The sequence below is a fragment of the Pseudoalteromonas sp. L23 genome (genome assembly GCF_021728455.1).
GTDB lineage: Bacteria > Pseudomonadota > Gammaproteobacteria > Enterobacterales > Alteromonadaceae > Pseudoalteromonas.
Genome location: NZ_JAKKCW010000034.1, coordinates 1 through 10,715 on the forward strand (window position 1 = coordinate 1; position 10,715 = coordinate 10,715).

Annotated in this window: 10 protein-coding genes and 1 tRNA gene; 6 read left to right on the forward strand and 5 right to left on the reverse strand. The window is 39.4% G+C overall.

Going from position 1 to position 10,715, the window contains the following annotated elements:
* Window positions 1-383 precede the first annotated feature (383 nt).
* From L3V43_RS23385 to L3V43_RS23395, 3 genes are all read left to right on the forward strand, one after another.
* Window positions 384-1,802, forward strand: a complete 1,419-nt coding sequence (locus tag L3V43_RS23385; protein WP_010607547.1) for a sodium:alanine symporter family protein — start codon at window positions 384-386, stop codon at window positions 1,800-1,802.
* Between the two features lie 163 nt (window positions 1,803-1,965).
* Window positions 1,966-2,042: transfer RNA gene (locus tag L3V43_RS23390), tRNA-Pro, on the forward strand.
* Between the two features lie 439 nt (window positions 2,043-2,481).
* A complete protein-coding gene (locus L3V43_RS23395; protein ID WP_237117510.1) occupies window positions 2,482-3,357 on the forward strand; it encodes a hypothetical protein in 876 nt (291 codons plus the stop codon).
* Window positions 3,358-3,970: 613 nt separating this feature from the next.
* On the opposite strand, the gene L3V43_RS23400 is transcribed toward L3V43_RS23395, so the two are convergent.
* The gene (locus tag L3V43_RS23400) at window positions 3,971-5,638 is read right to left on the reverse strand and encodes a TIGR04141 family sporadically distributed protein (RefSeq protein WP_237117511.1); all 1,668 of its coding nucleotides are present in this window, start codon (window positions 5,636-5,638) and stop codon (window positions 3,971-3,973) included.
* Between the two features lie 631 nt (window positions 5,639-6,269).
* Here L3V43_RS23400 and L3V43_RS23405 point away from each other — a divergent pair.
* The 3 genes from L3V43_RS23405 (at window position 6,270) to L3V43_RS23865 (ending at window position 7,365) form a co-directional block, all read left to right on the forward strand.
* Window positions 6,270-6,491: a hypothetical protein gene (locus L3V43_RS23405; RefSeq protein WP_237117512.1), complete on the forward strand. Its 222-nt coding sequence runs from the start codon at window positions 6,270-6,272 to the stop codon at window positions 6,489-6,491.
* Window positions 6,492-6,645: 154 nt separating this feature from the next.
* A complete protein-coding gene (locus tag L3V43_RS23860) occupies window positions 6,646-6,954 on the forward strand; it encodes a hypothetical protein (RefSeq protein ID WP_346656531.1) in 309 nt (102 codons plus the stop codon).
* A 63-nt stretch (window positions 6,955-7,017) separates the two neighbouring features.
* Window positions 7,018-7,365 carry a hypothetical protein gene (locus L3V43_RS23865; RefSeq protein ID WP_346656532.1) on the forward strand — a complete coding sequence of 116 codons (348 nt, stop codon included), beginning with the start codon at window positions 7,018-7,020 and terminating at the stop codon, window positions 7,363-7,365.
* 10 nt (window positions 7,366-7,375) lie between these two features.
* Here L3V43_RS23865 and L3V43_RS23415 read toward each other — a convergent pair whose 3' ends face one another.
* The 4 genes from L3V43_RS23415 to L3V43_RS23430 form a co-directional block, all read right to left on the reverse strand.
* Window positions 7,376-8,110, reverse strand: coding sequence for a hypothetical protein (locus L3V43_RS23415; RefSeq protein WP_237117513.1), 735 nt, complete (start codon window positions 8,108-8,110; stop codon window positions 7,376-7,378).
* Window positions 8,103-9,215: an AAA family ATPase gene (locus L3V43_RS23420; protein ID WP_237117514.1), complete on the reverse strand. Its 1,113-nt coding sequence runs from the start codon at window positions 9,213-9,215 to the stop codon at window positions 8,103-8,105. Before L3V43_RS23420 ends, L3V43_RS23415 begins: the two co-directional genes overlap by 8 nt.
* A gap of 310 nt (window positions 9,216-9,525) precedes the next feature.
* The gene (locus L3V43_RS23425) at window positions 9,526-10,461 is read right to left on the reverse strand and encodes a tyrosine-type recombinase/integrase (RefSeq protein ID WP_346656533.1); all 936 of its coding nucleotides are present in this window, start codon (window positions 10,459-10,461) and stop codon (window positions 9,526-9,528) included.
* A gap of 141 nt (window positions 10,462-10,602) precedes the next feature.
* On the reverse strand, window positions 10,603-10,715 hold a 113-nt coding region (locus L3V43_RS23430; RefSeq protein WP_237117516.1), incomplete at its 5' end, for a transposase domain-containing protein.

A 10,715-nucleotide genomic window follows, 5' to 3' on the forward strand; every position in this document is an offset into this window, starting at 1 on the left:
ATATTTTTAAAGAACGTTTCGAAACATTTCGTTGTTTCGAGGGGTGTGCATTCTAAGCATTCCCAATTTTTTGTCAACACTTAATTTTGAATTTCTTGAGAAGAAGTTTCGAACTTAAGTTTTACTTAACGCTAACTCGTTGCTGCTTTGCTTTTCAGCGTAGCGCCCCGTGTCAGTGGGGTCGCATTATAGGGCGATCCGATTTTAGTGCAACCCTTTTTTTCGGTTTTTTCTATTTATTTTTCAAATGCTTTTTAGCCCACCGAATCCTAACAACTTATCCACATTTTCTGTGGATAACCCATAGGAATTTCGGCTTTTGCTTTTCTTTGTGGTAGATTACCGCCCCATTATTTACTCGTTCTTAGAAAAAGGCTAAATACATGGCTGATATCTTAAACTCGATAAGTGGTCTTTTATGGGGCCATCTACTTATCTACCTCTTAATAGCTGCAGGTGTATTCTTCACAATTAGGCTTGGCTTTATTCAATTCACTCAATTCCCATATATGGTGAAGGTAATGATGCAAAGCCGCGAAGGTGCTGAAGATGGTATCTCCTCTTTTCAAGCATTCTGTACTTCACTCGCCGCACGGGTTGGTACCGGTAATATGGCAGGTGTTGGTGTCGCGCTCTATTTGGGCGGTCCTGGTGCTATATTATGGATGTGGCTCATTGCCTTGATTGGTATGGCGACCAGTTTTGCTGAAAGTTGCTTAGCGCAGCTATATAAGACAAAAGATGATGACGGAAACTTCCGTGGTGGCCCAGCTTATTATATGGAGCTAGGTTTAAAACGTAAGTGGATGGGGGTGTTATTCTCACTTTGCCTTATCCTTGCATTTGGTTTCGTCTTTAATGCGGTGCAAGCCAACTCCATTGCTGCAGCATTTAACGTTGCCTTTGATGTGCCTAAATATGTGATGGGTATTGCGTTAGTAGCAGCTTCAGGGATTATCATCTTCGGTGGTTTAAAAACTATTGCACGCTTTGCCGAACTTGTCGTGCCTTTTATGGCCGTTGCTTATCTTATACTTGCACTTTACGTCTGTGCTGTGAACTTTGCGCAGCTGCCAGATATATTTATGTTAATAGTAAAAAGTGCAATGGGTATTGAACAAGCGGGTGCTGGTGCTATTGGCTACGCTGTAATGCAAGCGATGCTTCAAGGGATCAAGCGTGGCTTATTTTCAAATGAAGCGGGTATGGGTAGCGCTGCAAACGCTGCTGCCAGTGCAACACCAAATCCAAACCATCCAGCATCACAGGGTTATGTACAAATGCTAGGTGTATTTGTAGATACCATAGTGATCTGTACCGCGACCGCTTCGCTTATTCTTTTATCCGGTCAACTTGAGCCAAACTCAGGTTTAACTGGCATTGAATTAACACAATCTGCATTGGTTCATCATGTAGGAGAATGGGGCGCAATTTTCGTTGCAGTGGCTATTCTATTTTTTGCTTTTACTTCCATTGTTGCCAACTATAGTTATGCAGAAACCAACCTACTGTTTTTAGATCACCATTCAAAGAAAGGCATGATGGTATTTAGAGCTTGTGTATTAGGCATGGTAATGTTTGGTGCGGTAAGCGAACTTGGACTGGTTTGGACACTCGCTGATATTTCAATGGGCTTAATGGCTGTAGTAAACGTGGTTGCACTCTTTATGCTTCGCAAAGTCGTGCTATGGCTTGCCAACGATTATAAAAAGCAGCTTAAAGCTGGCGTAACCCCAGAGTTTGATCCTAGTACCAACCCTGAAGTAGAAAAAACACTACCAAAAGGCATTTGGACTAAATAGACCAATGCAGCGCACTAGAGCTTATTTTTAGTGCGCTTTCTTCTTATAAAACTCAGGATTAATGACGAAGAACACAAAAATACGCCCTTGAGTTCATTTAATGTCCAAACAAACCAACCACTTATTGCCTTTCAAAAAAAAATCCGTATAGTAAAGCACAAGTCGGCATATAGCGCAGCTTGGTAGCGCACTGTCATGGGGTGTCAGGGGTCGCAGGTTCAAATCCTGCTATGCCGACCAGCTTTTCCTTACCCTGTTCAATGAGTTATATCATTTTCTTATCTTATTTTTCGCACTTAGTTTCTTCAATAGTTAACTTTATATCGCACCATATTTATCTTAACTTAATTTCTATTTTTTGAGTTAGATTAGGTGTTGATTGGGGGGATATATAGGAAGACAGCTAATGGCACCTTTGTTAACCTTCCTCAAGATAGAATTGCCAAATAGCTTTTCAGCAAAAAATTTCCGATAAATGGGAAACGTTCTGTAGTGCTCATATCTAACACTGCACTTTTTGTAATCAGGGTTGGATTTGGCCTAACAGGCATGTTTGAGCGATTTAGGATCATTGATAAAACTTTCATCAGCATGCAAAATGAATGACCCGACCCATTTTTTACTATTGTGGATTATTCTAGGTCTGAATCTAAATCATCAATAGTCAGCTAGCGGCCTTATGGAACAAGAACAAATAAAACATATAAATTTGCTTCGTGAAGCGTTTGATAAGTATCTGATACTCTACCATGAGGGAGCTCTCGAACCTGAAGATAAGCTTCTCGACTACGATTTTGACTTCCTGAAAAATCGAAAGTGGCACCTGCTCGCGGACGAAATGATTCAATGCGATCTGCGTGATCTGACGAATATTCTAAATAGCTGGAATGACTCACTGTCTAAGTGGCATGCATGGAATCAAATTATCCAAAAGTACGACGACATGGAAGCTTGGGAATTGAGAAGTGAATTTCTCGATTCCTTGGTTCATAAATGCCTACTTACACCTGCTTCGATTCGCGACACGATTACAACAATCGCTACGGAAGCATTTCATCAAGTCCGTCGATGCTTTGATAGCTCTTACAAAGACCATCTCGAAGGTGAGCCCAAAACCCCAGAGGAAAAGCCAAAGTTTCTAACTCGTAGGAAAAAAGAACAACGACTATTTCAATTAATACAAATCTGGCCAAACTCTCAAAATTTTATCGAAGCGCTCCAAGAAATCAATAGTGAAATCTATATTAAGAAGACTCGCAACTATCGTAATCTTACAGCTCATTCGATAGGTCCACGCCTAGGCATTGGACATACACGTACCGTTTTACGTGATGTTGTGCCAGCTCGTAAAATTGAAAAAATCGAAGGGGTTGGATTCGAATTCCGTGATGTTCCAGGTAAGATCTCTGTATGGTATTCACATGGAGGGTATTCTCCAATCGACATCAAGGAAGCTCGAGTTATAAATCTTTCTGAATTTGAAAAGACCTATCGATGTTACATAGAATATAGAGAACTCTTGGAAAAGGTTGTCTCGAAGATTGAACGTACCTAGCACATACTGGCGTAACATTCATCATTGATTTTTACCCCGTAAATGACCGATATTAGTACTTATGCGACTGTCAGATTTGATAAAGTACTATTAATTAATCGTATCTGGCAGATTAAGTTAAAATTTTTTCAAATGATTTACATCAATCATTGAGTTAGAAAAGTCGCCCCCTAGCAAAGCCAATACCTCTTTAAAGTTCGTAACCCTAAACCTGCCCTTCCCGCAACTTGCCTCTGAGTCAGTTTTCTGCCAGTTTCTTTGGTTAGCTCTTTAATGGTTTTCGCCACAATCATCCGTGAGTTATTTCTCTTCTTTGTAGCCGTATCTTGGGCTGCTTTTGTCTGTCTTTGCTTGACTTCATTGCATAATAGCTTCACTTTAGGCTGAGTACATAAATATTCAGCGAAAGCCAAGCAAGTCCTCTAGGTAATCTGCTAACGTCTCCTTTTTGTATTTGTAGAGCGTGTTTTTAGCTGACTTGCGGTACAAATAGCTGAATACCCTGCTAATTAATAGCCTAACGGAGTTGGTGTCATCATTTGATGAAAAAACTTGCTTTAACAATGCTGTCCGCAGTACCTCAAAGCTCATTCAAATAAAGAAGCTGCAACCCCTATCCTGTTAACTTTTTCGTGCATTCCGCTGTTCTCGCCTGACATTTGCATTTAACACCACCATCTTTTACCTGAGCTGTTTCCAACTTGTTTACAGGTATTTTAGCCAACTCAACTGTAAAGCCTTTATTCTGGATATTCCGAGCATGATGCCTGAGGTTTACTTTTGAAAAAAATGGCAAATGTAACTTCCCTTTTCGCGCTTGGATTATCGCGAGAACTATTGTCTGCTCACGGGGCTTAGTACTATCAAAATGAAAGTTAATGGTCGTATTTTGCAGGTGCTCTTGTACTTGAGGAACTATCTCTGGACTATTGAGTAGCATCTCAACACCATTCGAGGCTTGCGCTAACAAGTGACTAATTACGTTACTCCCTCCATAATGTTTTACGTGGATCAATCTGTTATCTTTGGTCATCAAATCACAGAATTCATAATTTTGTGGTACTTCTTTATTTCTAACCCAATGTTGATCAAGTAATGCAATCTCTTCATTATCAGCTATTCGCCTTAAATAACAACACTCCCTCAAATCATGGTAAGGTTTGCATTCTAGCCCTTTCCATCGTGGAAGCTTATCAAAATAAGATTCAACCTCTTGAGCAAAGCTAGTTTTTACATGATACCAACGGCCGTCATTTAACACATACTTGACTTCATCCAAGCTAAATTCACCATTTAACGCATCATAGGCACGGTACTTATCTAGTATACGCTCAGTGCCATCGACTAAGAAAATATACTTTGACTTTAAAGCTTTGATGGTTATCCCTTTTTTCTTTTGAAAGTTAGCTTCAAGTAGGAACTGTCTTAAGTTCATCTTTGGATGGGAGCCGGATGAATGTCCCTGTCTCTTTTCAGCAGGGTATACAAAACCTGCAAAGTTTGCATAATCAATAATTTCCGGTGGAGCTAGCCAAACATCCCAAGGCTCATCTTCTTTTGAATCTAGTATTTCATTCAATCTTTGTAGCAACTTTGCTTCTAGCTTTTCTATAACGGTTGGGTCTGATTCAATGCCTATAAATTCTGCCCAAGGATATCGTTCTTTGTAATCCTGACTTAAATAAGCATCTATTAATCTTTCAGATATACATGCAAACTTTTCGAATTCGATTTCAGTATATAAAGAGACAGAATCATTTCCAGAAACCATTTCTAAACAATCATTACCATTGTCTACGATTGCAGTTAAAGACTTGAGAATTTCGTGGTCAAATTCAAAATGGAAATCTTGAATACTGGACTTTTTGAGTACTTGGGAGCGAGTGTTTCTGGCCACACGCTCTAAAGTGGCCTTATCGATTGACTTAAGTTGCTCTGGATCACCAAGGTTCATTGAAACCCTTAACCCAAACCCTCTCTCAATAGAAGATTTATTTACTAGGCATCTACCATAGCCAAACGTGTAAATCACGTAGCGATCTTCTACTTTAACAAAATATACGCCCTTAACGGTTCTTTGTTGGAAATCTTTTTCATCAACTTTGAAACTTGAAAACAACGCAGACCACTCAGCAGGGCTCTTATGATCCGCCAAACATAAAACATTGTTCGATTGTTCTGATGGGTCAAGATAATGCTTTCTATGGGCTTTGGTATTATCTAAAAGCTCGTCTATTGATAAATTTTTCTTTCCTAAAAAAGCTACAACATTTCTCTTCATCGAGCACACCCTTTTTCAGTCTGTAAATTAGGATGCTGTTTGCTCGACTGCTTACCTTACTTATAATTGCAAATTTGAAATTAGTAGCAAAAAAATAGGTGATAAAAGCTTAAAAATCATCCTTACTTCAATTAAGCGTATTTCATAATTGTGAATACAGCAAACATGCAACCAAGCCCTTTTAATCGAAACATCATGAGCAATTTCCTACTTTTTTTAAAAAGGGGCTACGCCCCCGCTATGTCGAAGCGATAAATCGCTCGCTTCATAGCGGGGGGCTTGGTTTTGCTGAGCCTATAAGCAGATTTTTATTTGCAGATTGAAAGCGACCTTATTTAACGCTAACCTAAACTTGATTTAGCCCTTAGGGCATTGAAGAAAAACGGCGCTGTTCAGCTGCCGACAACACGTAGTGAGGACCCTCACTGTTTTAATATTTATGTCATGCCGCGCCACATTTATGGCGCTTTTCAAATTCGGTGCTTCGTTGCTGCCGCTTCCACGTATCTGAGGTTTTTATTTTAGGCGAGATCAGTCCCAGCCTTGCGCTGTTGCGCTTAACTGGGGCGAATAGGCTTTAGTGCCACTGAGCAACTGTGTTGCCAGTTAGTCTTACAACCAAGGAACAAGCATGACTTCTAACCCAAATACTGAAGTCGCTTTATTAAAAGCGCAAACAAAACTACGGGCTGGTAAACGACATAAACCATTCAAGCTTGATAAGCATCGCACTCAACTTTGTAAGCTATATGACGCGGGTGCAACTAAAGCTGAGTTACAACGCTGGCTTGCCATGAGAGGTATCGTTGTACAGTGGACGACCGTGAAGCGGTGGCTCGATAAAAATGCCTAAACTTGCCAAGCCCAGTACACAAGCTAAAAACGTTATCAAAGGGCTTACCAAAGCAAAACATATACGCTTTTTAGGCACAGCTAGAAACTACGAATAGGCACTAAAAACGGTTGCCAGCTGGTCAAAGGATATTGGTATAAACGGCATTCAATCTATGAGTATTGAACAAGCCCGAATTTATCTTGACTACCGAGCTGAAATTGTCGGCCAAAAAACCCTAGATATGGAGCGTCAAGCAATACAAGCTATGATGCAACTAAACGGTAAGCTACAGCCAAAAGAAACACTCTATCGAGTTAAGTCATGTTCAGAAGAAATCAAGCGTTCTCGGGCTTACACTGCAGATCAAGCCAGAGCTATTTCACATCGGCAAACAGCAAAGCATCAACTCGCTACACAAATCGCCTTTGCCGCTGGCCTGCGCGTCCATGAGCTACTGACGCTTGCCAAAGCAAGTGAGTGAAGTCCAGACAAACGCCCTGCCCTAGATTCAAAATGGCATGATCGAAACGGCGAGCTTTATACTGTGCAAGGTAAAGGCGGCTTAATTCGCCATGTGCTGATTCCAACCACACTCGTCAATAAGCTAGAGCAACAGCGTTTAGCACAACCAATCACGGTAGTAGACAGAAAAATTAACTACCTTCAGTGCTATGATATCGCTGGCGGTAAAAAGTGGTCGGACTCGTTCTCTAAGGCGTCAAACCGCGCGCTGTTATTTTCGACTGGCGCACATGGTCTTAGGCATAGTTATGCTCAAGAGCGGATGGTTGAACTGAAAGGTTTAGGACTTAAGTACGAAACGGCCTTGGAGACCGTATCGCAAGAAATGGGACATTTTAGGGCTGAGATTACAAAAGTATACTTATTTTAAATTTAATAGTTTAAGGTAAATAATCTAGGAGCTTCTCGACTCCATAATACTCCTTTAAGAATAAAGGTATTGAACTTAAAACTGAAACCTCATTCCTTGTTTTAATATACTTTTCCTGCTGACATGAAAAAATTTGCGACTGTGGAATTAAATGTTCTGGCAACTCATAATTCCCACTAACAATATAACTAGCTTTCATCAAGTTGTTTTTTATTAGAGTAAACCACTGCCCTTTTGAATAAGCTTGGATATTTTTGTATTGATTGCAGCAATTATTAGCTACAAAGGCTTTATATTGTTTATTTTTTCCGATTTCAACAGTAAGACTTTTAAAACAATGGTCTGGGTGAAAGTGTTTTATTGCCTCTACCATTGGATAACTAATATAAAGCTTACCGTTTTCAGTTTCCTCATTAAAAAACTCTAACATCGCTCTAAGCTTTACTTCATCTGCGGCCGTCGCATGAGCATCATGGTCGAAAAAGAGATATACCTCTGAAATATCCTTTAGACTAAGATCAGCTAATGATTCTTTGTTCGCTTCCTTATCTTTAAGTATGTAAAATAACTCAAGATCTTCATCTTTTTTAAGTACATGATATAACGAATAAATTTCTCCACAAAAAACAGCATGGATAATAGTTCGCTCACCTTCATTTAAAAAAAACCTCTGCAAGCTAGTAAAAGCTAATGGCTCAGATTTTTGGCCTTCAAAAACAAAGAGTATGTTTTTGGATTTACGCATTAAAAGCACCTGCTTTATACATTTTTTCTATATTGTGAGCCTCCCTCAAGTCCTTATCTGTACTATTGACAAGTGAGTGAATAGAATTTTCATGCATTAAAAAATAGCAATCAGGTCTAAGTAAATCATTTGACATGACACTAGTGTTATGAGTCGTTATTATCGTTTGAGCTGCAACCTCTTTTAGCTTGGTTATAACCGATGAGGCGAGATCATGATGGTAAAAAGCATCGTATTCATCAACGAAAAGGAATGTAACTCTAGTGTCTTTAATTAAACGTAAATACCAAAAGTAAAATAAGGATAAAGACTGAGTTCCTTGGGAAGCTATATCATAAAATGGAATTTTCTTTTTACCAAAGTCAAATCCAAGTTCTTTACCATCTTCACTGTCCAACACACAAAGCTTTGCTTTTATTCCGGATGAATTTAAGAATTCTTCAAACTCAGATACCTTATTTTTGTCAATAATATCAGAGCTTATTTTTGTAGATCCCTGTTCTAATCCTATGTATTGATTACGATTAAGTGATCTAAAGAAGAGCATTCCATTTACAAAATCAAGGAACTTATGAAAAACTCCGTTTCTCTCATTTTTTTCTAAAACTGTATTATTTTTAATGTATGAAGCAATTGAGACTTTCGAGTCACCCAAATCAGTTTTTAAACTTTCAGCACCATCTGCATTAATTTCTGAAACAGTAGTTTTATTTCTATCTATTTTAGCGAATAAAGTTCCATTTATTATTATCTCTTCCTTTACTAGCGTTTCAGGGTCGGACTTAGAATAGTTGTAATTTAATACTGAATCACCAAAAATAAAGGTATATTCGAAGTCAGCAGTTTTAGAACTACATGTTGCATTTAAGAAGTTTTTATAAAGTGATGAGCTACATTGCCTATCTGTTAAGTGTGAAACTAATTCAAAAATTGCAAAACCAAGATTAGACTTGCCAACACCATTGTGACCATAAACCAACGCCTTATTAACAATGCTGTTCTTTACACACTCTTTATTAAACTCATATTTACTAGTTTTTGTAAGATCAAACTCATACCTAGAACTAAAAGCCTTAAAGTTTGTAACACAAAATTTTGCTAACATAGTTGATTTATAACCCTTATGCAGTAATTGCCGTAAAAAAGTTACGGATAGTTTATTTCATATTAGATGCATTTGCAAATTATTAGTGTTAATTATTTCCGTAAACTAACTTCTGATTCCAAGCCTCCAACATTTCAGTCCTTTTATCCATATACTCCTGCAAATTATAGACCTTTTGCATTCCCTGCAATTGATGATTAAGGATTTTTTCAACCACTATAGGGTCAGCACCTATATCATCATCACCTAGACGTGTAGCCACTGTTCGGCGTAAGTCGTGGGGGACAAATTTTGGAACACCTAGCTCTTTTTACTTTCGGTTTATAGCTCTTGAAAGCGAGTGACGGTCAATGGGCTGTTCGCCAGGGAGACAGTTGATGCAAGTGGTACTAGGAAACACATATTTTGAACCCAAATAGTTGAATGACGCTCTCAGTTCATCAAGCATAACAATCATGTTTTGAGTGATTGGCACTTTATGGATTCGCTCCCCGCCTTTGTTTTGCTTTACTCGCTCGGCGGGAATGGTCCAAATCATTTTATCAAAGTCGAATTCTTGCCACTGCGCGCCCGTCACTTCTATCGGCCTGCAACCAGTTAGAGCGATAAACTTTAGGGCATAGATCACTTGCGTGCTTACGCCGAGCTTAGGTAAGCGTTCGAATACTTGTATCAGCTCTTCAAACTCAAGAGCGCGTGTACGTGGCTTTTCAATACCTCCAACATTCTTTTTCTTGGCGGTGCTAATGGGGTTGCCCTGCATTAGGTCACGCTCAACAGCAAAGTCGAACATCTGTTTAAGAATTGAAAGGGTTTTATTGGCTTGAGTGCCTGCTCCCCTGTCGGTGATTGGGTCTAATACTTTGCTTAAAATGTCTCGGCGGGTAATGTCTTTTAATTTAGAGCCCCCTATCGCTGGTAGCACGTCTTTTTGAAACATACGCTCAACTTCTAGAGGGTCTTTGCGATTAACCTTGATATAGCGCTCTAGGAACTCTGTAGCTAATTCTTGTACCGTTGGCGCTTCAGCTTCTTGTTTTTGCGCTTTGGTTTTTTCTTTTTGTTCAAGGAATACATCTATGCCACGTGATACATCACCAATGTATTGCTTTGCTAGCTCACGAGCTTTAACAACGCTCAAAGCTGGCGCACGACCTAATGCTAAACGCCTTACTTTCGAACCTCGGCCACCTAATCGGTAATACAGGTATCTAGTGGAATATTTTTGATCACCGACTCTGTTAATTTTGCTTTAATTGACGCCATTTATCGCACACCTAACACATAGCTAATAAATTTATCGCACAGTTATCGCACCAACTGGTTTTAACTCACGATTCATCACGTTGCTTCACTATGTATAATGTAAGCGCACGGCTAACTACACCTAGAGGCTAACATGCCAGGGCAGTAAACTGTCGATATCGCACTGTGGCTGGGCTAATTCGTTTAAGCAATGCATCACATAATCGAATGGGGTGTGGCCGTTTGCTCTGGCTG

Excerpts from the sequence above, each read along its gene's own strand:
- L3V43_RS23385 (WP_010607547.1), top strand. The coding sequence starts at position 384 with ATGGCTGATATCTTAAACTCGATAAGTGGTCTTTTATGGGGCCATCTA.
- L3V43_RS23395 (WP_237117510.1), top strand. The coding sequence starts at position 2,482 with ATGGAACAAGAACAAATAAAACATATAAATTTGCTTCGTGAAGCGTTT.
- L3V43_RS23400 (WP_237117511.1), bottom strand. The coding sequence starts at position 5,638 with ATGAAGAGAAATGTTGTAGCTTTTTTAGGAAAGAAAAATTTATCAATA.
- L3V43_RS23405 (WP_237117512.1), top strand. The coding sequence starts at position 6,270 with ATGACTTCTAACCCAAATACTGAAGTCGCTTTATTAAAAGCGCAAACA.
- L3V43_RS23860 (WP_346656531.1), top strand. The coding sequence starts at position 6,646 with ATGAGTATTGAACAAGCCCGAATTTATCTTGACTACCGAGCTGAAATT.
- L3V43_RS23415 (WP_237117513.1), bottom strand. The coding sequence starts at position 8,110 with ATGCGTAAATCCAAAAACATACTCTTTGTTTTTGAAGGCCAAAAATCT.
- L3V43_RS23420 (WP_237117514.1), bottom strand. The coding sequence starts at position 9,215 with ATGTTAGCAAAATTTTGTGTTACAAACTTTAAGGCTTTTAGTTCTAGG.